Below are 21,920 nucleotides of genomic sequence, written 5' to 3'. Positions count from 1 at the left end.
GGACGTAACGATGAGGCAGACGATCACGTAGCACAAGCGAGATTTTTCGAGCGGTATCTCGTAGCATTGCTTACATGTTGAATCTGGAGCGTCTGCGCACCCTCGACGCGCTCGCCCGGCACGGCTCGGTGAGCGGCGCGGCCGAGGGGTTGCACGTCACGACGTCGGCCGTCTCCCAGCAGATGTCCAAGCTGGAGCGCGAGGTGGGGCAGCAGCTGCTCGCCAAGAACGGGCGCGGGGTGCGTCTCACGGATGCCGGGCGGCTGCTCGCCGAGCATGCCGCGCGCATCCTGTCGCAGGTCGAGCTCGCCCAGGCCGACCTGGAGGCCCAGCGCGGTCAGGTCGTCGGTGAGCTGCGGCTCTCCGCCTTTCCGACCGCCGCGCGCGGGCTGTTCCCCACCGCGCTCGCCGCGCTGCGCGCCGATCACCCCGGGCTGCGGGTGCGCTCCAGCGAGCTGGAGCCCGAGGCCGGGGTCGCCGGAGTGATCCGGGGCGACCTCGATCTGGCGGTGGTGCTCGACTGGTACAACAAGCCGATGCCGCTGCCCGACGGCCTGGTCAAGGCCCCGATCCTCGACGACCCGGCCGACGTGGCGATGCCGGTCGGCCACCGGCTCGCGGACCGCGCGGAGGTCGACCTCGGCGACTTCGCCGACGACGAGTGGATCACCTGGGGCGAGGGCGAGTTCTGCCACGAGTGGCTGATGTTCACGTTGCGCTCCCGGGGCGTCGAGCCGCACATCGGCCATCGCGCCGCCGAGACGCACACCCAGCTCGGCCTGGTCGCCGCGGGGCTCGGTGTCTGCATCGCGCCGCTGCTCGGGCGCCATCCGATGCCGGAGGGAGTCGTCACGGTGCCGCTGCGGCAGGCCGTCCGGCGGCATGTCTACGTGATCTGGCGCGCGGACGCCGACCGCCGCCCGTCGATCAGAGCGGCGGTCGCGGCGCTGCGGGCGGCGGGGGAGAGCATCGGCTGAGCGGTGACCTGAGCGGTCGGGGGCGGACGCTGCGCGACCGGTCGCCGTGGTGGTTCGCGGACGTCCCGCGACGGGGAGGGCCTCCGGACGTCGTGCGGTGGGGAGAGCATGCGGACGTCGTGCGGTCGGGGGAGCTCGCGGACGTCCCACGCCGCCGCCTCACCGCGCGGAAGGTGCGCGATATTGCCGGCTCGCCCCGGGCCTAGAGCGGCGGCAGCTTGCGGAAGTCCCAGGAGGCTATGGCTGTCGGCGTCAGCCGGGCCCACGCGTGGCGGCCGTCGTGCGGCATTTCCTCCAGGCCGAAGTTCTTGCGGGCGAACAAGGTCTCGGGGACGTCGAGCTCGGCGCACAGCTCCCCGGTGCGGGGGACCTCGCCCACGAACTCCACCGCGCCGGACAGCTCGACGCCGCGCAGCTCCCCGTACTCCTCGCCGGTGTCGATCACCACCGCGACCCGTGGGTCGCGGCTCAGCTCCGTCCAGCGCTTGCTGCGTACCACGGAGTACAGCCACAACGAGGTGCCGTCCCAGACGAACCACAGCGCGCTCACGTGCGGGGCGCCGTCCTTCGACACCGTGGCGACGCGGCAGGTGCGCTGGGTGGTGAGGAACTCGTCCAGCTCGCCGGGGGTCATCATGATCTTCCGACCCCTGCGCTGAGTGACGGTCATGCGGTCACCTCTTCTTTCATGTCGACCTGATGCGTCGATCTGCTGTGTCGACAGAGATCCTCTGACAGTGCGTCAGAAAAGCATGGGCCGTCTTCCGTCCTCGCGCAATGCTCGTTACGCTCGCCCGCCCGACCCTCGACGACAAGGGGAGTCATGCCGTCGCGTGAACAGCTCAGCACACTCCTCGCCCCGGACGGGACCGTTCTGCTCACCGTGGAATGCCAGCAGGGTGTCGTCGGCCCGGACAGCGCACTGCCCGAACTCGCCAAGGAGGCCCGGTCGTCGGGGGCACTCGCGAACATCGCCCGGCTGGTGGCCGGCGCCCACCGCGGCGGCGTCCAGGTGATCCACGCGATCGCCGAGCGACGGCCCGACGGGCGGGGCGCCAACCACAACGCCCGCCTGTTCCGCGCGGCCGAACGGCTGCCCGTGCAACAGCTGTCGGGCACCACCGCGGTCCGCGTCGCGCCGCCGATCGAGGTCGCCGAGGAGGACTTCGTCGTACGTCGCCTGCACGGCCTGTCCCCGCTCGCGGGCACCGACGTCGACGCGCTGCTGCGCAACCTGGGCTGTCGCACCCTCGTCGTGACCGGAGTCTCCGCCAACGTGGCCGTCCCCAACACCGTGTTCGACGCCGTGAACCGCGGCTACAACGCCGTGGTGCCCGCGGACGCGATCGCGGGGGTGCCCTCCGACTACACCCCCGCGCTGATCCGCAACACGCTCGCCCTGGTCGCCACGATCACGGCGACCGACGACGTGCTGGCCTGCTTCGAGGGGCCGCGCCGTTGAGGCGCGGCCCCGACCGCGTCACGCGAGCTTGATCGAGTCCCCGTCCACGGTGATGTTGGCGGCGGCCAGCGGCTGCGTCGCGGGCCCCTTCTTCACGCTGCCGTCGGTCGCGGAGAACTGGCTGTTGTGGCACGGGCAGGTGATCACGTTGTTGGCGATGCCCTTCACCGCACAGCCCTGGTGGGTGCACTTGGAGGAGAAGGCCTTGTAGGTGCCCGCGGTCGGCTGGGTGACGACGACGCCCTGGGACGCGAAGACCTTGCCGCCGCCCTCCGGGATGTCGGTGGTCTTGGCGAGGACCGTGCCGCCCGCGTTGCCCGCCGCGGCGTTGTCGCCCCCGCCCGTACCCCCGCTGCTCGCGCTCGCGCCGGACCCCGAGTTGGAGCTGGTGGAGTCGGAGGACTTGTTGTCCGACCCGCACGCGGTCAGCGCGACGGCGAGTCCCGCCGTACCGACCGCCGCCACGACGGTGCGGCGGGCCGGGGCCGGAACGGGGTGAAGCGATTCGCTGGTCATGCTGACATTCCCTTCAACGGACGTGATGGTGATCCGTACAGAGGTACGGTCCGCCCGTCTGCCCTGTTCAGGAGCTGAGGACTTCTTGACCGAATCGACAGCGGTTCGACAGCCGCGCCGATCTGCGACGATCTCGGGACGTACGTCCTGAAGTTGTCCATGGGACGGCTCTGACCTGCGCCGACCCTGAGAAGGGCTTCGACCGTCCCGGTTGCGCCTGGCCCGAGCCGGACCCGATCAGGCCGCCTTCTACACCTCAGGACGAGCGAGCAACGAGGCCGCTCTCGTCTACCAGTTCTTCGTCCGGATGCTCGGCACCAACAACCTGCCGGACTGCTCCAACATGTGCCACGAGTCGAGCGGAGCGGCTCTGACGGAGCCCATCGCTGGAGGAGGCCAAGCGGCGGGGCGGCCGCGTCATCGCGGTCGACCCCCTGCCCGAGGCCGGGCTGCTCCGGTTCAAGAAGAGATACGGGCCGCGTTCGGCCATGTCCTGGCCGCCGAGAAGATCGTCGTCTGCTGGACGATGGGGCTCACCCAGCACCGTCACTCGGTGCCCACCATCCGGGACGTCGTGAACTTCCTTCCGCTCCGCGGCAACATCGGCCGTCCGGGCGCGGGCCTCTGCCCGGTACGCGGTCACTCCAACGTGCAGGGCGACCGGACGATGGGCATCCACGAGAAGCCCGACGGCGCGTTCCTGGACGCACTCGGCGCCGAGTTCGCGTTCACGCCCCCGCGCCACCACCGCCACGACGCGGTGGAGAGCATCCGTGCCATGCGCGACGGCCAGGTACGGGTCTTCGTCGCGCTGGGCGGCAATTTCGTTGCCGCGGCCCCCGGCACCGACCTGACCGAACAGGCGCTCAGGCGCCGTCGCAGCTGAAGCCCGCCTCCGAGCACCTGCTCAGCGAGGTGGCGGTCATCTGCCGTATGGCACGGGCGGCCCTCGGGGAAGCGGGCTCCCAGGTGCCGTGGCAGAACTTCGAGTCGGACTACGACCGCATCCGTGACCGCATCGAACGCGTGATCCCCGGTTGTACAACACCACCATCTACGGCCTGGACGATCGTTGCCGCGGCATCCACCAGGGGCGACGCGTCCTCTTCCTGCATCCCGACGACCTCACCGACCGAGGCCCGACCGACGGGGACCTCGTCGACATCGTGAGCGAGTACGGGGACGGCGTGGAGCGCAGGGCACCGGCCTTTCGGGCGGTTTCGTACCCGACGCCCCGGGGGTGCTGCGCCGCCTATTTCCCTGAGACCAACGTCCTGGTGCCTCTCGACTCCACGGCGGACATCAGCAACACGCCCACGTCGAAGTCCATCGTCGTCCGGCTGGAACCGGCCTGACGTACAGGGCGGTGTGACCGATGAGCGGAAGAGCGGACGCTCCACCCGTGGGCGATGTACGCGGTCGTGGGCCTGCCATCGCCTACAGCACCTTCCGGCGCGGACGCCGACAGCTGATCAGCGCCGTGTTCACCCCGCTGATCGGCGAGAAGCGGGCGAACGGCCGGGGCGGCCCGGTCATCGACATCCTCCCGTCGGGCTCCTTGACCCCCGGTCGGCACTCCACGATGCTGTGTTGCGGCACATGAGATGTGTGCCGTAATGAGCAACGTTTGAACTCAAGTCTCGACCAGCCGAGGAGTGGCCATGACGCACCAGGTCCGTGCTGTTGTCGCGCGGGGCAAGGGCGCCCCCGTCAGCCTGGAGACAATCGTCGTGCCCGACCCGGGACCGGGTGAGGCTCTGGTGAAGATCGAGGCCTGCGGGGTCTGTCACACCGATCTGCACTATCGCGAGGGCGGCATCAACGACGACTTCCCCTTCCTGCTGGGCCATGAGGCCGCGGGTGTCGTGGAGGCGGTAGGGGAGGGTGTCACCGATGTCGCCCCCGGCGACTTCGTCATCCTCAACTGGCGTGCGGTGTGCGGGCAGTGCCGGGCGTGCCTGCGCGGACGGCCGTGGTACTGCTTCAACACCCACAACGCGAAGCAGAAGATGACCCTGCTCGACGGCACCGAGCTGTCCCCGGCGCTCGGCATCGGCGCGTTCGCGGAGAAGACGCTGGTGGCGGCGGGGCAGTGCACGAAGGTCGACCCGGCCGCGTCGGCGGCCGCCGTCGGTCTGCTGGGGTGCGGCGTGATGGCCGGCATCGGTGCGGCCATCAACACCGGCAACGTCGGCCGCGGAGACACGGTCGCGGTCATCGGCTGCGGTGGCGTCGGGGACGCGGCGGTCGTCGGGTCGAACCTGGCGGGCGCGGCGAGCATCATCGCCGTCGACATCGACGACCACAAACTGGAGATGGCCAAGAAGCTGGGCGCGACCCACACGGTCAACTCCAGGAACGCCGACGTGGTCGAGGCGATCCGCGAGCTGACCGGCGGCTTCGGCGCCGACGTCGTGATCGAGGCGGTCGGTCGCCCGGAGACGTACAAGCAGGCTTTTTACGCCCGCGACCTGGCCGGCACGGTCGTCCTCGTGGGCGTGCCCACCCCGGAGATGAAGCTGGAACTGCCGCTGCTGGACGTCTTCGGACGCGGCGGCGCGCTCAAGTCGTCCTGGTACGGCGACTGCCTGCCCTCCCGCGACTTCCCGATGCTCGTCGACCTCTATCAGCAGGGCCGACTGGACCTGGACGCGTTCGTCACGGAGACCATCGCGCTGGACGAGGTCGAGAAGGCGTTCGAACGGATGCATGGCGGCGACGTGCTGCGCTCGGTGGTGGTCCTCTGATGGCCGCCCGCATCGAACACCTCGTCACCTCGGGAACGTTCTCCCTGGACGGCGGCACCTGGGACGTCGACAACAACGTGTGGATCGTCGGCGACGACCACGAGGTGATCGTCATCGACGCCGCGCACGACGCCGAGGCCATCGCCGCCGCCGTCGGTGGGCGCACCCTGCGGGCGATCGTGTGCACCCACGCCCACAACGACCACATCGACGCCGCGCCCGCACTCGCCGAGCGCGCCGGCGCCCCGATCCTGCTCCACCCGGACGACCTGCCGCTGTGGAAGCAGACCCACCCCGACAAGGCACCGGACGCCGAACTGACCGACGGCCAGGGCCTCACGGTGGCTGGCATCGAGCTGACCGTGCTGCACACGCCTGGCCATGCGCCCGGCGCGGTCTGCCTGTACGCACCGGCCCTGACGGCCCTCTTCAGCGGCGACACCCTGTTCGCCGGTGGACCGGGGGCGACGGGACGGTCGTACAGCCACTTCCCGACCATCATCGAGTCGATCCGGGACCGGCTGCTGACGCTGCCGGGCGACACCGTCGTGCACACCGGACACGGGGGGACGACCACCGTCGCCGCCGAGGCCCCACACCTCCAGGAGTGGATCGGCCGCGGTTTCTGACGCCCACTCGCGCCCCTCACCCGCCCGCCCTCGGCTCACGTCCGTCGTGAGCCGATGCGGCGGGCTGTTGTTGTTCTATGTGAATTGAGTTTCGTGCTCCGCAACGCGATAAACGGCTCGGAGTGCCCTCTGGATGCCTTGACAAGGGTTCTGGCCGACCTCAAACTGATGTTGCGCTTACCGCAATCCGTTTCGCTATACGCACCGAGGTGTCATGATGATTCCCGCGTGCCGTCTCGCGGATCTCCCGCGAGGAGAGGCCCACCGGCTCGACACAGATCCTCCGGTCTCGGTGTTCCACACCGACGACGGCGAACTCTTCGCCATCGACGACACCTGCACCCATCAGGACGCCTCGCTCGCCGACGGCTGGCTGGAGGGCTGCGAGGTGGAATGCCCGCTGCATGCTTCGAAGTTCGACCTGAGGACCGGCGCGGTCGACTCTCCGCCGGCCAAGCTCCCGGTCCGCACGCACGAGGTCGTCGTCGAGGACGGTGTGATCCACGTCCGGCTGTCCGCGGATGCCCCCAACCTGCCGCCCTGCGTCGCAGCCCGGCTCGCCGGGGGTTCCGCGTGAGGACCGTCGCCGTGGTCGGCGCCTCGCTGGCCGGTCTGTCGGCGGCGCGCTCGCTGCGGAAGCAGGGCTATGACGGGCGGCTGGTCGTCATCGGTGACGAACTCCACCGCCCGTACGACAGGCCCCCGCTGTCCAAGGAGTTCCTGGCCGGCACCCTCGGCGAGGCGGATCTCTCGCTGGAGACGGACGACGAGGACCTGCGGGCGGAGTGGCTGCTCGGCGCTCGTGCCGCCGGACTCGACCGCACCGAGCGCGCCGTCCAGCTCGCCGACGGGCGCGAGGTCCGCGCCGACGGCATCGTCATCGCGACCGGCGCCGTGGCGCGTACTCTGCCGGGGTCCGAAGGCCTGGCCGGAGTGCACACCCTGCGCACCCTGGACGACGCCCGCGCCCTGCGGGACGAACTGGCCGGGGGCGGACGGCTGGTGGTGATCGGCGGCGGCTTCATCGGTGCCGAGGTCGCCTCCACCGCATACGCCCTCGGGCTGGACGTGACGGTCGTCGAGGCGGCCCCGACGCCGTTGGCGGGACCGCTCGGCGCGAGAATGGGCGACGTCGTCTCCGCCCTCCATGTGGACCACGGCGTAAGGCTGTTGTGCGGCGTGGGGGTCAAGGGGCTGAGCGGGGAGCGGCGGGTGGACGCCGTCCTGCTCGAGGACGGCCGCAGCATCCCCGGCGACATCGTCGTCGTCGGTGTGGGCGCACGCCCGTGCGTCGAGTGGCTGGAAGGCTCCGGTGTCGAACTCGACAACGGCGTCAAGTGCGGCGCCGACGGCCGCACCAGCCTGGCCGGCGTGGTCGCGGTCGGCGACTGCGCCAACTGGTACGACCCCCGCGCGGGTGCCCACCGCCGCGTCGAACACTGGACCGGGGCGCGCGAGCGTCCCGACGCCGCGATCGCCACACTGCTGGCGGGCGGCGCGGTGGAACCGGGTGTGCCCCGGCCGCCGTACTTCTGGTCCGACCAGTACGGCGTGAAGATCCAGTTCGCCGGTCACGCGGCAGCCGCCGACAGTGTGACCATCGAGGCGGGCGCCGCGGACGACCGCGACGTCCTGGCCGTCTACCGGCGTGCCGGAGTTCCGGTCGCCGTGCTCGGGATGAACCAGCCTCGGCTGTTCACCCGCTGGCGCAAGCAGCTCGCCGCCACGAGCTCTTGACACGGCCTCTGCGTCATTTCATGCTGCGGTTGCACATGGCACGCAGCGTTGCTCCATGCACAACGCCGTCCGGAGTCGTTCTTCCCGGCGCGTGAATGGCCCCTCCACGACGTTTCCCGAGGAGTGCACCGTGACCTCGACCAGCCTGCCGGACAGTCTGATCGCCACCCTCCCCGGCTCCTCCTACACGGATCCGGGGATCTTCGCCCAAGAGCAGGAGCGCATCTTCGAAACGATGTGGTTCTGCGCCGTGCGTTCCTCGGACCTGGCCAAGCCCGGTGCCTTCCGGACCGTAGAGGTGGGCCGCGAGAGCATCCTGATCACGCGTGCGCGGGACAACTCCGTACGCGCCTTCTTCAACGTCTGCCGGCACCGCGGTGCCAAGCTCTGCACCGAGGAGGCCGGCGAGGTCAAGCGTGCCTTCCAGTGTCCGTACCACGCCTGGACGTACGACCTGAACGGCAAGCTCGTCGCGGCGCCCAACCTCACGAAGATGCCCGACGTCGGCCGCACCGAGTTCGGCCTGGTGGGCGTGGCCACCCGCGAATGGCTCGGCTACGTCTGGGTCTGCCTGGCGGAGAACCCGCCCTCCTTCGAGGACGACGTCCTCGGCGAGGTCGTCGGCCGGCTCGGCGACGTGGAGTCGATCGAGCACTACGACATCGACAACCTCTCGGTCGGCAAGCGGATCGTCTACGACGTCAAGGCGAACTGGAAGCTCATCATCGAGAACTTCATGGAGTGCTACCACTGCGCCACGATCCACCCCGAACTCACCGAGGTGCTCCCCGAGTTCGCCGACGGCTACGCGGCCCAGTACTACGTCGGCCACGGCGCCGAGTTCGGTGAGGAGGTCCAGGGCTTCACCGTCGACGGCTCCGAGGGGTTGGACCGCATACCCGGCGTGTCCGACGACCAGGACCGCCGCTACTACGCGATCACCATCAAACCGCAGGTCTTCATCAACCTCGTCCCCGATCACGTGATCTTCCACCGGATGTACCCGGTGGCCGTCGACCGCACGATCGTGGAGTGCGACTGGCTCTATCTTCCGCACGTCGTCGAGAGCGGCAAGGACGTCAGCCGGTCCGTGGAACTCTTCGACCGGGTCAACCGCCAGGACTTCGACGCGTGCGAGCGCACGCAGCCCGGGATGAGCTCCCGGATGTACGCCAAGGGCGGGGTGCTGGTGCCCAGCGAACACCACATCGGTGCCTTCCACGACTGGGTGAACGAGCGCCTCGGAACTCCCCGGCCGTAGGTGGGCGGGTCAGCCCAGGTAGCCCATGCGATGGCTGATCTCCTCCGCGCCCTTGACCAGCACCGGCGCGAGTTCGTGCATGCGCTCCTCGGTGAACCGGTACGAGGGCCCGGAGGCGCTGAGTGCCGCGATGACCTCTCCGTTCCGGTCGCGGACCGGCGCGGCCATGGCGTGGAGCCCCAGCTCCAGCTCCTCCACGGTCCAGGCGTAGCCGCGCTCCCGGGCCTCGGCGAGATTCTTCTCGAGCTTCGTCTTCGAGGTCAGCGTGTGCGGGGTCACCTTCTTCAGGCCGGCCTCCGACAGCAGCGCGGCGCGCTCCTTGGCGGGCATGTGGGCCAGCAGGACCTTGCCGCTGGAGGTGGCGTGCAACGGGGTCAGCTCGCCGACCCAGTTGTGCGCGGTGACGGCGCCGGGGCCGCGCACCTCGTAGAGGTTGATCGCGTAGTGCTCCTGCATGACGGCGATGTTGACGGTCTCGCCGATCTCCTCGGCGAGGCGCTCACAGACCGGGCGGCCCTGCTGGGTGATGTCGATGCGTCCCGTGACCGCGCCGGCCAGGCGTACGATGCCGAAACCGAGGCGGTACTTGCCGCGCTCGCCCGCCTGCTCCACCAGACCGCGCGCCTCCAGGGCGCCGAGCAGCCGGAACGCGGTCGACTTGTGAACATCGATCTCGGCGGCCACCTCGCTGACGCCGGCCTCGCCGCGCTGGGCCAGGATCTCCAGCACGCTGATGGCGCGGTCGACGGACTGCACCCCGCCGGACTGCGAACCTGTCGTTTCAGTATCTGGACTGTAGTTGCTCATAGCGAAACTATACGCGCAGTAAACAACGCCGGCGCAAGTAACGGCGCCGAAACGTAGACCGTGCAAGTTGCGTGGCACGCAACCTAGTGCGTATAGCGATACCCGTACTAGCATGCCACGCGTATCTACGGCGCGAGCGAGACGAGGCACCATGGCTCCCCTGCAATACGACTTCGTCATCGTCGGTGGTGGATCCGCCGGCAGTGCACTGGCGAACCGGCTCTCCGCCGACCCGGGCAACCAGGTGCTGGTCCTGGAGGCCGGCCGGCCCGACTACCCGTGGGACGTCTTCATCCACATGCCCGCGGCGCTGACCTACCCGATCGGCAGCCGGTTCTACGACTGGAAGTACGAGTCCGAACCAGAGCCCCACATGGGCGATCGGCGCATCTACCACGCGCGTGGCAAGGTGCTGGGCGGTTCCAGCAGCATCAACGGCATGATCTTCCAGCGCGGCAACCCCATGGACTACGAGCGCTGGGCCGCCGACGCCGGTATGGAGACCTGGGACTACGCGCACTGTCTGCCGTACTTCAAGCGGATGGAGAACTGTCTCGCGGCCGACCCCGACGACGAGTTCCGCGGCCACGACGGCCCGCTCGTCCTCGAACGCGGCCCCGCCTCCAACCCGCTGTTCACCGCCTTCCTCGAGGCCGTCCAGGAGGCGGGTTACCCCCGCACCGACGACGTCAACGGGTACCAGCAGGAGGGCTTCGCCCCCTTCGACCGCAACGTCAGCCGCGGCCGCCGGCTGTCGGCCTCGAAGGCGTACCTCAAGCCCGTGAAGAAGCGGCCCAACCTCACCATCACCACCCGCGCCCTGGTCACCCGCGTCCTCTTCGAGGGCAAGAAGGCCGTCGGTGTCGAGTACCGGCGCCGCGGCAAGGTCCAGCAGGTGCGCGCCCGCGAGGTCATCCTCTGCGGCGGCGCGATCAACTCCCCTCAGCTGCTCCAGCTCTCCGGCGTCGGCAACGCCGAGGAACTGAGCGCGCTCGGCATCGACGTCGTCCACGACCTTCCGGGCGTCGGCGAGAACATGCAGGACCACCTGGAGGTGTACATCCAGTACGCCTGCAAGCAGCCCGTCTCCATGCAGCCGTACATGGCGAAGTGGCGCGCGCCCTTCATCGGCCTGCAATGGCTCTTCCGCAAGGGCCCCGCCTCGACCAACCACTTCGAGGCCGGCGGCTTCGCCCGCAGCAACGAGGACGTGGACTACCCCAACCTGATGTTCCACTTCCTGCCGATCGCGGTCCGCTACGACGGCTCCTCGCCCGCCGGCGGCCATGGCTACCAGGTGCACGTCGGGCCCATGTACTCCGACGCCATCGGCTCGGTGAAGATCAAGAGCAAGGACCCGCAGGAACACCCGGCGCTGCGCTTCAACTACCTGTCCACCGAGCAGGACCGCCGCGAGTGGGTCGAGTCGATCCGGGTCGCCCGCGAGCTCCTCAACCAGCCCGCCTTGGCCCCGTACAACGACGGGGAGATCTCACCCGGCCCGTCCGTGGCGAGCGAGGAGGAGATCCTCGCCTGGGTCGCCAAGGAGGGCGAAACCGCCCTGCATCCTTCCTGCACCTGCAAGATGGGCACCGATGAGATGTCGGTCGTCGACCCCGCCAGCATGCGCGTGCACGGTGTGGAGGGGCTGCGCGTCGTCGACGCGTCGGTGATGCCCTACGTCACCAACGGCAACATCTACGCGCCGGTGATGATGATCGCGGAGAAGGCGGCCGACCTCATCCTCGGCAAGGAGCCGCTGCCCGCCTCCAAGGCCGCGTACTACCGACACCGGGACGCCCAGAAGCAGGCCGGGTAGACGTTGGACGCCGAAGGGTTCCGGGCGCTGTTGTCGGGCGTCCGCTACGAGGTGCTGCCCGCGAAGGCGGCCGAGGACAAGGTCCTCGCCCATGTACCGCGCGACGTCGTCGTCACCGTGACGGCGTCGCCGGTCAAGGGCCTGGAGCCGACGCTCGACCTCGTCGGCCGGCTGGCGGCGCACGGTTACCGCGTCGTCCCGCACGTGCCCGCGCGGCTGCTGTGGGACGACGCGCATCTGAAGGATGTCGTCGACCGGCTCCGGGAGACGGGTGTCGACGACGTCTTCGTCCCGGCCGGCGACGCCGATCCGCCGGCCGGGGCCTACGACGGGGCGCTACCGGTGCTGCGCAGGCTGAGCGAGCTGGGCAGCCCGTTCGCGCGCGTCGGTATCACCGGCTATCCCGAGAGCCATCCGCTCATCCACGACGACCTCACCATCCAGGCCATGTGGGACAAACGTGCGCACGCCACGTACATCGTGAGCAACCTCTGCTTCGATCCGCGCGTGCTGGGTGACTGGGTCGGCCGCATACGGCGCCGCGACGTCACCCTGCCCGTCCATGTGGGCGTGGCGGGGCCCGTGCAGCGGGCGAAGCTGCTGGCCATGGCGACGAAGATCGGGGTGGGGGAGTCGACGCGCTTCCTCACCAAGCACGCCTCGTGGTTCCTGCGGTTCGCGACCCCCGGCGGCTACTCGCCCGACCGGCTGCTCGCCCGCAGTGCCGAGGCGCTCACCACGCCCTCGGCCGGGGTGGCGGGCCTGCACGTGTTCACGTTCAACCAGATCGCCGAGACCGAACGGTGGCGCCGCGCCCTGCTGGACCGGTTGGGCGACTGAACCAGCAGGGGCATGGCACCCGAAACCGACCGGCGACTGCCCCGAACCTTTACCAGCGCCTCCGGTGACGTCCGCTGGGACCGGCTCGTAGGGGTCCCCGTTCTTCCGGCTCGTCGGCGAGCACGCCGACGTCTTCGGGCGGTTGCCGCCCGCACTCCACGGCGCCTGGACTGCCCCGGCCACGCGGCCCTCTACCGGCAGATCGCCCAGGCCGAGCAACGCCGCACTCGCCGGAGCGGGGCACCTCGTTCAGGAGGGCGCCCGGGTTCGTATACGACGGGGGCGAGGCCGGAATCCGGCCCCCCGTCATGTCGTACTGCTCAGCGGAAGACCACCGTACCGTCGCGTCCACGAGCTTCACGCCGCGGGCGTAGGCCTGCTCGTACGGGCGCGCGCCCTTGAAGCCGGGGAGGAAGGAGTGGCGGATGTTGATGGCGTGGCCCTCGACGCCGTACGTCTCCGCCAGGCTCTCGAAGTCCCGGTGGTCGGAGACGATCGCCGGGATCTCGATGTCTTGGACACCATGATCAGCGTCCGGGGCGAGGGCGACGCCTCGCTCAGGGTCCAGGCGATGCGGTAAGCCTCGGCGACGGGACCGAATCGGTAACGCAGAGTTTTCACGTTCGCGGCAGGGTCGGAGCCGTCGAAGTGAACCCTCATGAACATCCGCAACTGCGTTGGTGCGTATTGCACAACTCGGTGAGCAATACGCAACCTAGTTGGACTCGATGGGGTCATCGGTCAAGAGAGAAGGGTCGATGGGCCCCTTGCGAAATCGTCATCCGCCAACCCCTTGACGTAGGTCTGTGGCGTTCGTCATGGTGTTCCACCACAAGCAATTGAATGCACGATGCGCAACGCACAACGGCTGAAGGGCTTGGCGCGTGGCAGACCTGTATGTGGCTGGGGAATGGCGCGACGCGGTGGCCGGTGGGCGCCGGGAGATCCGCTGTCCCGCTGATGGCGCGCTCGCCGCGACCGTGTCCGAGGGGACGCGTCCGGATACCGAGGCGGCGATCGCGGCGGCCCGCCGGGCCTTCGACGAAGGTCCCTGGCCGCACACCCCCGAGCGGGAGCGCGGCGCGCTGCTGCGGCGCACCGCCGACCTCATCGAGCGCGACGCCAAGGAGTTCGCCCGCGCCGAGTCGCTGGACACCGGCAAGCGGCTGGTGGAGAGCGAGTACGACATCGCCGACGTTGTCTCCTGTTTTCGCTACTACGGCGGGATCGGGGGCACGGATGCCGGCCGGGTGATCGACACCGGTCGTGATGACGCCGTCAGCCGTGTCGTCTATGAACCGATCGGCGTGTGCGGGCTCATCACCCCCTGGAACTACCCGCTGCTGCAGGCCAGTTGGAAGGTCGCCCCGGCGCTTCTCGCGGGCAACACGATCGTCCTCAAGCCCAGTGAGCTCACCCCCTCCACCTCGATCCTGCTGATGCGGGCGCTGGAGGAGGCCGGGCTCCCGGCCGGTGCCGCCAATCTCGTCCTGGGCACGGGCCCCGAGGTGGGCGCACCGCTCTCCGAGGACCCGGCCGTCGACATGGTCTCCTTCACCGGAGGCCTGGAGACCGGCAAGCGCATCATGGCCACCGCCGCCGCGACCGTGAAGAAGGTCGCGCTGGAGCTCGGCGGGAAGAACCCCAACGTGATCTTCGCCGACGCCGACTTCGAGACGGCCGTCGACTTCGCCCTCACGGCCGTCTTCCTGCACTCGGGCCAGGTCTGCTCGGCCGGCGCCCGGCTGATCGTCGAGGACTCGATCCATGACGCCCTGGTCGACGAGGTCGTCCGTCGCGCCCGGCAGATCCGGCTGGGCGGGCCCTTCGACCCCGAGGCCGAGACCGGCGCGCTGATCTCCGCGCAGCACCGGGAGAAGGTCGAGGCGTATGTCGCGGCCGGCCTCGCCGAGGGCGCCGTACTGCGCTGCGGCGGCGAACGGCCGGGCGATCCCGCCCTCGCGGACGGTTACTACTACCCGCCGACCGTGCTCGACGCGTGCACGCAGGACATGCGGGTGGTGCACGAGGAGTCCTTCGGACCCGTGCTGACCGTCGAGCGCTTCACCGACGAGGACGACGCCGTACGCATCGCCAACGACACCGAGTACGGACTCGCCGGAGCCGTCTGGACCCAGGATGCCGGGAAGGCCCAGCGGGTCGCCCGGCGACTGCGCCACGGCACGGTGTGGATCAACGACTACCACCCCTACGTGCCGCAAGCGGAATGGGGTGGCTTCGGGCACTCGGGCGTGGGCAGGGAACTGGGACCGACCGGCCTGGACGAGTACCGAGAGCCCAAGCACATCTGGCAGAACATCCAACCCCGGCCGCAGCACTGGTTCCGCGGCTGAACGCCGAAGAGAGGTCGATCGTGACCCCAGCACAGACTGAGGTGCCGCAGCGGCGCGGCACGTCCCAGGACTCGGCCCCCACCCCGGTCATATCCGTGCGCAAGCTGTGGAAGGTGTTCGGGCCGAAGGCAGACCAGGTACCGGACTCCGAGGAGCTGTGCGGGCTCACCCGTCGCGAGCTGATGGACCGCACCGGATGCACCGCCGCCGTACGCGATGTGAACTTCGAGGTCTCGCCCGGCGAGGTCTTCGTCGTCATGGGCCTGTCCGGCTCCGGGAAGTCCACGCTGGTGCGATGTCTGACCCGGCTGATCGAACCCACCGCGGGGGAGATCGTCTTCGAGGGCGAGGACATCCGCCAGGCGGACGACAAGCGCCTGCGCGAACTGCGTCGCCGCAAGTTCTCCATGGTCTTCCAGCACTTCGGGCTGCTGCCGCACCGAAGGGTCGTCGACAACGTGTCGTTCGGCCTGGAGATCCGCGGCATGAGCAAGGCCGAGCGCACCAAGCGGGCGCTCGAGGTGGTCGAACTGGTCGGCCTCTCCGGCTACGAGAACTCCTACCCCGACCAGCTCTCCGGCGGTATGCAGCAGCGCGTCGGCCTCGCCCGGGCGCTGGCAGGCGACCCGGACGTGCTCCTCTTCGACGAACCGTTCTCGGCGCTCGACCCGCTGATCCGCCGGGACATGCAGAACGAGGTCATCCGGCTGCACCACGAGGTCGGCAAGACGATGGTGTTCATCACGCACGACCTCTCCGAGGCGCTCAAGCTGGGTGACCGCATCCTCATCATGCGCGACGGCAAGACGGTCCAGTGCGGCACCGGTGACGAGCTGGTCGGCGCCCCCGCCGACGACTACGTACGCGAGTTCGTCAAGGACGTGCCGCGCGGCGACGTACTCACTCTGCGCTGGATCATGCGCGCGCCGGAGGACGGCGACGAACTGGACGGCCCCGAGCTGGGCCCGGATGTCGTGGTGAAGGAGGCCACCCGGGCGGTGCTCGCGGCCGACAAGCCCGTCAAGGTCGTCGAGAACGGCAAGCTGCTCGGCATCGTCGGCGACGAGGAGATCCTCGCGGTGGTCGCCGGGCAGGAAGGCGGCGCGTGATGACCGTCGCCATCGAGAAACCTGACACAGCAGAGGCTGTAGAACCGGCCGCGCCCGCCAAGGGCGCGCGCAAGGTCAGCCGGCCCATGATGATCGGCGCGATCCTCGTCGTCTGGCTGGTGCTGTTCGTCATCCTGCGCGGAAAGCAGACCCTGTCCCTGGCGGCGGCGGACCTGACCGATCTGCACCGGCGGATCAACGACTTCAACGACTCCATCGGCGCCAACCGCAACTCCAACCCGCTCTTCCTGTACTTCTTCAACGAGATCCGGCTGGTCATCGACAACCTGGTGACCTTCATCCAGCACCTGATCTCCCAGCCGTCCGGGGGCCGCCCGGTCCCGCAGGTCGGCTGGCTGGGCGTCGTCGGCATCGCCGGGTACGTCTCCTGGGCCGTGGGGAACTGGCGGGTCGCGTTGCTGGCCGTGGCGGGCTTCACCTTCTTCGGGCTGCAGGGGCTGTGGCAGGAGAGCATGGACACCCTCGCCCTCACCCTCTCCGCGGTGTTCGTGGCCCTGCTGTTCGCGATCCCGCTCGGGGTGTGGGCCGGGCTCTCGGACCGGTTCAACCGGATCATGACGCCCTTCCTGGACTTCATGCAGACGATGCCGACCTTCGTCTACCTGGCACCGCTGACCCTGTTCTTCCTCATCGGCGGAGCGTCCGCCACCATCGCCACCGTGATCTACGCGGCCCCGCCGACGATCCGCATCACCGCGCACGCCATCCGCAACGTGTCGAAGACGACCGTCGAGGCGGCCGACTCCCTGGGCGCCACCCGCCGTCAGTCCCTGCTGAAGGTCCTGCTGCCGATGTCCAAGCGGACCGTGGTGATGGGCGTCAACCAGACCATCATGGCCGCCCTGGCCATGGTGACCATCGCCGCCCTGATCAATGCGCCCGGCCTCGGCGCGAACGTCATCCAGGCACTGCAGTCGCTCGACGTCGGCACGGCCTTCAACGCGGGTCTCGCCATCGTGGTCATGGCGATCGTCCTGGACCGGGTCACGACCGCGGCCAGCGCCCGTGAGGAGAACGCGCGGCGCTCCAAGAACACCTTCGTGAAGTGGCGGCGGCCACTGCTGGGCGCAGGCGCGGTGGTCACGGCGGTCCTGATCTACCTGTCGCACACCTATCTGTGGGCGGCGGACTTCCCCGGCGACGGCACCATCGGCAGCCACATCGCGAGCGCGGCGGACACCGCGACCAACTGGGCGCAGGACAACCTGTCGGGTCTGACCAACACGATCCGCGACATCATCACCAACGGCCTGCTCAATCCGTTCCAGACGCTGCTCACCGACTCCCCGTGGTGGCTCGTCGGCGCGGTGCTGGTCGCGCTGGGCGTGGTGTTCGGCGGCTGGAAGGCCGGCGTCACCACGGCCGTGTGCGTGGGCCTGCTGGTCGGCACGGGTGTGTGGTCGGACGGCATGACGACTCTGGCCTCGACGCTCGTCGCCACGGTGCTGGTGATGGTGCTCGGCATCGTCTTCGGCGTGTGGATGGGGCGCAGCATGCTCGTGGACAGGCTGATCCGGCCCACCCTGGACGCGGCCCAGGTCATGCCGCCGTTCGTCTACCTCGTACCGTTCCTCGCGCTGTTCGGCGCCACCCGCTTCACGGCCATCGTCGCGGCGATCGTCTACGGGGCGCCCGTCACGATGAAGATCATCGCGGACGGGATCCGGGCCGTGCCCGAGACCACCGTGGAAGCGGCCACCTCCGCCGGGTGCAACACCTGGCAGATCATCACCAAGGTCCAACTGCCGATGTCACGCAGTGCCCTGACGCTCGCGACCAACCAGGGCCTGATCTACGTGCTGTCGATGGTTGTGGTGGGCGGCCTGGTAGGAGCGGGCGCCCTCGGCTACGACGTCGTGGCCGGATTCTCGCAGGGGCAGCTGTACGGGAAGGGACTCGCGGCGGGTCTCGCCATCGTCCTTCTCGGAGTCATGTTCGACCGGATCACTCAGGCAGCGGCGCGACGCGCGAGCGCTTAAGGAGCACGACACCATGGCAAGACACTGGCGAGCCGGCGCGGCCGGCCTGGCCGTCCTCGGCCTCACCCTCACCGCGTGCGGAGGGGCGAAAGTCGGCGACTCCTCCTCGGGTTCGAACAACGCGGGCAGCTCCGGCAAGTGCGGCACGTTCAACCTCGCGGTCAACCCGTGGGTGGGCTACGAGGCCGACGCGGCGGTCGTCGCATACGTCGCTCAACACAACCTCGGCTGTACGGTCACCAAGAAGAACCTGAAGGAAGAGATCGCCTGGCAGGGCTTCGGCACCGGCGAGGTCGACGCCATCCTGGAGAACTGGGGCCACGCCGACCTGACGAAGAAGTACATCAGCGGCCAGAAGACCGCCGTCGACGCCGGCCAGACCGGCAACAAAGGCATCATCGGCTGGTACGTGCCGCCGTGGCTGGCCAAGGCGCACCCCGACATCCTCGACTCGAAGAACCTCAACAAGTACGCGTCGAAGTTCAAGACGTCGGAGTCGGGCGGCAAGGGCCAGCTCCTGGACGGCGACCCGTCGTACGTCACGAACGACGCGGCGCTGGTGAAGAACCTGAAGCTGGACTTCAAGGTGGTGTACGCGGGCAGCGAGACCGCCCTCATCCAGGCCTTCCGCACCGCCGAGAAGAACAAGCAGTGGGTGATCGGCTACTTCTACGAGCCGCAGTGGTTCCTGTCCGAGGTCCCGCTGAAGAAGGTCTCCCTGCCCACGTACACGACGGGCTGTGACGCCGATGCGGCGAAGATCGCCTGCGACTATCCCGTGTACGACCTCAACAAGATCGTCAGCGCCAAGTTCGCCAAGTCGGGCAGCCCCGCCTACAACCTGGTGAAGAACTTCAACTGGACGAACGACGAGCAGAACACCGTCGCCAAGTACATCGCCCAGGACAAGATGACCGACGAGGCGGCGGCGAAGAAGTGGGTCGACGCCAACAAGGACAAGGTGGACGCCTGGCTCAAGTAGGCCGAGGCCGAACCCGGTCGGACATGCCCGGCGGGCGGTGCGTGCAGGTGCGCGCCGCCCGCCGGGCATTGCCGTGTTCAGGGCGGTGTTTCGGCCTGTTCTCCGACGTCACGGACCCCTTGACACCCCCTCCCTGCGACAGGCACATTGAGTTGCGCAACCTGAATCATGTTGCGCAGACAGCAACTCTACGGTTTTGATTTCGGAGGTGCGGCGATGGCGGGACCCCGAGTGGTGATCATCGGAGCAGGCGTCGTGGGAGCGGCCCTCGCTGACGAGATCTCCGCGCGCGGCTGGACCGAAGTGACCGTGGTCGACCAGGGCCCGCTGCCGGCCACCGGGGGATCGTCGTCGCACGCCCCGGGCCTGGTCTTCCAGACGAACTCCTCCAAGACCATGACCGAGTTGGCCCGCTACACGGTCGAGAAGTTCTGTTCCCTCGACGTCGACGGCAAGCCCTGCTTCCTGCAGGTCGGCGGCCTCGAAGTGGCGACCACTCCCGAGCGCGTCGCCGAACTGCACCGCCGCCACGGCTGGATCACCGCCTGGGGCATCGAGGCCCGGCTGCTGAGCCCCGAGGAGTGCGTCGAGCAGCACCCGCTCGTCAACCCGGACAAGGTCCTCGGCGGCCTCCTCGTCCCGACCGACGGCCTCGCCAAGGCCGTCCTCGCCGTAGAGGCGCAGATCCGCCGGGCCACCGAGCGCGGCGTACGCTTCCTCGCCCGCCACGAGGTCCTCGACGTCCAGCAGAGCGAGGGCCGCGTCACCGGCGTCCTCACCGACCAGGGCGAGATCCCCGCCGACATCGTCGTGTGCTGCGCCGGCATCTGGGGCCCGAAGATCGCCCGCATGGTCGGCATGAACCTCCCGCTCACCCCGCTCGGCCACCAACTCGCCTGGACCGGCCCGGTACCGGCGCTCGCGGGCCAGACCGAGGAGGCCGTGCGCCCGATCCTGCGTCACCAGGACGCCGACCTCTACTACCGCGACCGCTTCGACGGCATCGGCATCGGCTACTACGGCCACCGCCCGATGCCCATCTCCGCCGACGACATCCTGTCCGTGGACGAGGCCGACGCGATGCCGTCGGTCCTGAAGTTCACCGAGGACGACTTCGAGGACGCCTGGACCGAGACCCAGTCCCTGCTCCCCGCGACGCGCGAGGCCAAGGTCGAGGAGGGCATCAACGGCCTGTTCTCCTTCACCACCGACGGTCAGCCGCTCCTCGGTGAATCCCCGGACGTCAAGGGCTTCTGGGTCGCCGAGGCGGTCTGGGTCACCCACTCCGCCGGCGTCGGCCGGGCCATGGCCGAATGGCTGGTCGACGGATACTGCTCGTCCTTCGACCTGCACGAGTGCGACGTCAACCGCTTCGAACCGCACCAGCTCGCCCCCGAGTACGTCCTGGCCCGTGACTGCCAGAACTTCGTCGAGGTCTACGACATTCTCCACCCGCTCCAGCCGTCCGGGGCCCCGCGGCCGATCCGCACGAGCCCCTTCCACGCCCGCCAGCAGGAGCTGGGCGCCTTCTTCCTGGAGGCGAACGGCTGGGAGCGCCCCCAGTGGTACGAGGCCAACGCAAGCCTGCTGGAAGGCCGTTCCATCCCGACCCCGAACGACTGGGCCGCGCGCCACTGGTCCCCGATCGTCGGCGCGGAGGCACAGGCCACCCGCGAGACCGTCGCGATGTACGACATGACGGCCCTCAAGCGCCTTGAGGTCGGCGGTCCCGGCGCCGCCACCTTCCTGGAGAGCCTGACCACCGGCAAGATCGACAAGTCCGTCGGCTCCGTCACGTACACCCTCCTGCTGGACGAGGACGGTGGTATCCGCAGTGACGTCACCGTTGCCCGGCTGGCCCGCGACCTCTTCCAGGTCGGCGCCAACGGCAACCTGGACCTCGACTGGTTCACGCGCCACCTCCCCACCGACGGCACGGTGCAGGTTCGTGACATCACCCCGGGCACCTGCTGCATCGGCCTGTGGGGCCCGCTCGCCCGCAAGGTCCTGCAGCCCCTCGCCGACGCGGACTTCTCGAACGACGGCCTGAAGTACTTCCGCGCCAAGCGCGCCCACATCGGCTCCGTCCCCGTCACCGCGATGCGCCTCTCGTACGTCGGTGAACTCGGCTGGGAGCTGTACACCACGGCCGACCTGGGCCAGAAACTGTGGGACACCCTGTGGCAGGCGGCCGAGCCGCTGGGCGGCGTCATCGCCGGCCGCGGTGCCTTCAACAGCCTCCGCCTGGAGAAGGGCTACCGCTCCTTCGGCACCGACATGACCTACGAGCACGACCCCTACGAGGCCGGCGTCGGCTTCGCCGTCAAGCTCGACAAGGGCGACTTCATCGGCAAGGCGGCCCTTGAGCGCCGTAAGACCGACGTACGACGCAAGCTGACCTGCCTCACCATCGACGACCCGCAGTCCGTCGTCATGGGCAAGGAGCCGGTGTACGACGGTGAGCGCGCCGTCGGCTACGTCACCAGCGCCGCCTACGGCTACACGATCGGCAAGGGCATCGCCTACGCCTGGCTCCCGGCGGAACTCGCCACCCCCGGCACCACCGTGCACATCGGATACTTCGACCGGCGCGTCGAGGCGGTCGTCGCCGAGGAGCCCCTGTTCGACCCGACCATGTCCCGCCTCCGTGGATAGTACCCAGCGTCGACTTCGAGAGAAG

The 21,920-nt window shown here is 69.1% G+C and carries 17 protein-coding genes and 4 pseudogenes; 17 read left to right on the top strand and 4 right to left on the bottom strand.

Going from position 1 to position 21,920, the window contains the following annotated elements; genetic code table 11:
- Positions 1–74 precede the first annotated feature (74 nt).
- Positions 75–977, top strand: coding sequence for a LysR family transcriptional regulator (locus FNV62_RS11800; protein ID WP_097283832.1), 903 nt, complete (start codon positions 75–77; stop codon positions 975–977).
- A 202-nt stretch (positions 978–1,179) separates the two neighbouring features.
- Here the strand turns inward: FNV62_RS11800 and FNV62_RS11795 are convergent, their stop codons facing one another.
- The gene (locus tag FNV62_RS11795) at positions 1,180–1,647 is read right to left on the bottom strand and encodes a pyridoxamine 5'-phosphate oxidase family protein (protein ID WP_060902436.1); all 468 of its coding nucleotides are present in this window, start codon (positions 1,645–1,647) and stop codon (positions 1,180–1,182) included.
- Between the two features lie 153 nt (positions 1,648–1,800).
- On the opposite strand from FNV62_RS11795, the gene FNV62_RS11790 reads away from it, so the two are divergent.
- Entirely contained in the window at positions 1,801–2,439 is a 639-nt protein-coding gene (locus FNV62_RS11790; protein ID WP_144315198.1) for a cysteine hydrolase, read from the top strand.
- A gap of 18 nt (positions 2,440–2,457) precedes the next feature.
- On the opposite strand, the gene FNV62_RS11785 is transcribed toward FNV62_RS11790, so the two are convergent.
- On the bottom strand, positions 2,458–2,955 hold the full coding sequence (locus FNV62_RS11785; RefSeq protein WP_054229109.1) for a Rieske (2Fe-2S) protein: 498 nt from the start codon (positions 2,953–2,955) through the stop codon (positions 2,458–2,460).
- A gap of 220 nt (positions 2,956–3,175) precedes the next feature.
- On the opposite strand from FNV62_RS11785, the pseudogene FNV62_RS57545 reads away from it, so the two are divergent.
- From FNV62_RS57545 to FNV62_RS11750, 7 genes and pseudogenes are all read left to right on the top strand, one after another.
- Positions 3,176–4,310: pseudogene (locus FNV62_RS57545) on the top strand (molybdopterin dinucleotide binding domain-containing protein); the annotation flags it as partial.
- A gap of 36 nt (positions 4,311–4,346) precedes the next feature.
- Positions 4,347–4,501, top strand: a pseudogene (locus tag FNV62_RS11775) (BCCT family transporter); the annotation flags it as partial.
- Positions 4,502–4,616: 115 nt separating this feature from the next.
- Positions 4,617–5,702 (top strand): S-(hydroxymethyl)mycothiol dehydrogenase, encoded by a 1,086-nt coding sequence (locus FNV62_RS11770; protein ID WP_144315197.1) that lies wholly within the window; start codon positions 4,617–4,619, stop codon positions 5,700–5,702.
- On the top strand, positions 5,702–6,331 hold the full coding sequence (locus FNV62_RS11765; RefSeq protein WP_054229105.1) for an MBL fold metallo-hydrolase: 630 nt from the start codon (positions 5,702–5,704) through the stop codon (positions 6,329–6,331). The genes FNV62_RS11770 and FNV62_RS11765 overlap by 1 nt, the downstream gene beginning before the upstream one ends.
- A gap of 214 nt (positions 6,332–6,545) precedes the next feature.
- Positions 6,546–6,908: a bifunctional 3-phenylpropionate/cinnamic acid dioxygenase ferredoxin subunit gene (locus FNV62_RS11760; RefSeq protein ID WP_054229104.1), complete on the top strand. Its 363-nt coding sequence runs from the start codon at positions 6,546–6,548 to the stop codon at positions 6,906–6,908.
- The gene (locus FNV62_RS11755) at positions 6,905–8,068 is read left to right on the top strand and encodes an NAD(P)/FAD-dependent oxidoreductase (protein WP_144315196.1); all 1,164 of its coding nucleotides are present in this window, start codon (positions 6,905–6,907) and stop codon (positions 8,066–8,068) included. The genes FNV62_RS11760 and FNV62_RS11755 overlap by 4 nt, the downstream gene beginning before the upstream one ends.
- Before the next feature lie 130 nt (positions 8,069–8,198).
- Complete coding sequence (locus tag FNV62_RS11750) at positions 8,199–9,329, top strand: aromatic ring-hydroxylating oxygenase subunit alpha (RefSeq protein WP_054229102.1); 1,131 nt, start codon at positions 8,199–8,201, stop codon at positions 9,327–9,329.
- Between the two features lie 9 nt (positions 9,330–9,338).
- Here FNV62_RS11750 and FNV62_RS11745 read toward each other — a convergent pair whose 3' ends face one another.
- Complete coding sequence (locus tag FNV62_RS11745; RefSeq protein ID WP_054229101.1) at positions 9,339–10,136, bottom strand: IclR family transcriptional regulator; 798 nt, start codon at positions 10,134–10,136, stop codon at positions 9,339–9,341.
- A gap of 151 nt (positions 10,137–10,287) precedes the next feature.
- Between FNV62_RS11745 and betA the strand changes: the two genes are divergently transcribed.
- The 3 genes and pseudogenes from betA to FNV62_RS55620 form a co-directional block, all read left to right on the top strand.
- Complete coding sequence (gene betA / locus FNV62_RS11740; RefSeq protein WP_143654677.1) at positions 10,288–11,955, top strand: choline dehydrogenase; 1,668 nt, start codon at positions 10,288–10,290, stop codon at positions 11,953–11,955.
- Between the two features lie 3 nt (positions 11,956–11,958).
- A complete protein-coding gene (locus tag FNV62_RS11735) occupies positions 11,959–12,795 on the top strand; it encodes a 5,10-methylenetetrahydrofolate reductase (RefSeq protein WP_144315195.1) in 837 nt (278 codons plus the stop codon).
- Between the two features lie 91 nt (positions 12,796–12,886).
- Positions 12,887–13,023: pseudogene (locus FNV62_RS55620) on the top strand (alpha/beta hydrolase); the annotation flags it as partial.
- 103 nt (positions 13,024–13,126) lie between these two features.
- On the opposite strand, the pseudogene FNV62_RS11730 reads toward FNV62_RS55620, so the two are convergent.
- Positions 13,127–13,470 (bottom strand): annotated as a pseudogene (locus tag FNV62_RS11730) (formyltransferase family protein); the annotation flags it as partial.
- Positions 13,471–13,679: 209 nt separating this feature from the next.
- Between FNV62_RS11730 and FNV62_RS11725 the strand changes: the two are divergent.
- The 5 genes from FNV62_RS11725 (at position 13,680) to FNV62_RS11705 (ending at position 21,895) form a co-directional block, all read left to right on the top strand.
- Positions 13,680–15,149, top strand: a complete 1,470-nt coding sequence (locus FNV62_RS11725) for an aldehyde dehydrogenase family protein (RefSeq protein ID WP_144315194.1) — start codon at positions 13,680–13,682, stop codon at positions 15,147–15,149.
- A gap of 20 nt (positions 15,150–15,169) precedes the next feature.
- On the top strand, positions 15,170–16,258 hold the full coding sequence (locus tag FNV62_RS11720; protein ID WP_054229096.1) for a quaternary amine ABC transporter ATP-binding protein: 1,089 nt from the start codon (positions 15,170–15,172) through the stop codon (positions 16,256–16,258).
- Positions 16,258–18,258 (top strand): ABC transporter permease, encoded by a 2,001-nt coding sequence (locus FNV62_RS11715; RefSeq protein WP_097283825.1) that lies wholly within the window; start codon positions 16,258–16,260, stop codon positions 18,256–18,258. Before FNV62_RS11720 ends, FNV62_RS11715 begins: the two co-directional genes overlap by 1 nt.
- Positions 18,259–18,271: 13 nt before the next feature.
- Positions 18,272–19,240 (top strand): ABC transporter substrate-binding protein, encoded by a 969-nt coding sequence (locus tag FNV62_RS11710; protein ID WP_143601003.1) that lies wholly within the window; start codon positions 18,272–18,274, stop codon positions 19,238–19,240.
- Between the two features lie 216 nt (positions 19,241–19,456).
- Positions 19,457–21,895 carry a GcvT family protein gene (locus FNV62_RS11705; protein WP_144315193.1) on the top strand — a complete coding sequence of 813 codons (2,439 nt, stop codon included), beginning with the start codon at positions 19,457–19,459 and terminating at the stop codon, positions 21,893–21,895.
- Positions 21,896–21,920: the final 25 nt, after the last annotated feature.

This window comes from Streptomyces sp. RLB3-17, from assembly GCF_007113425.2.
GTDB classification, from domain to species: domain Bacteria; phylum Actinomycetota; class Actinomycetes; order Streptomycetales; family Streptomycetaceae; genus Streptomyces; species Streptomyces mirabilis_D.
This window is presented reverse-complemented; position numbering and strand designations above follow the sequence as displayed.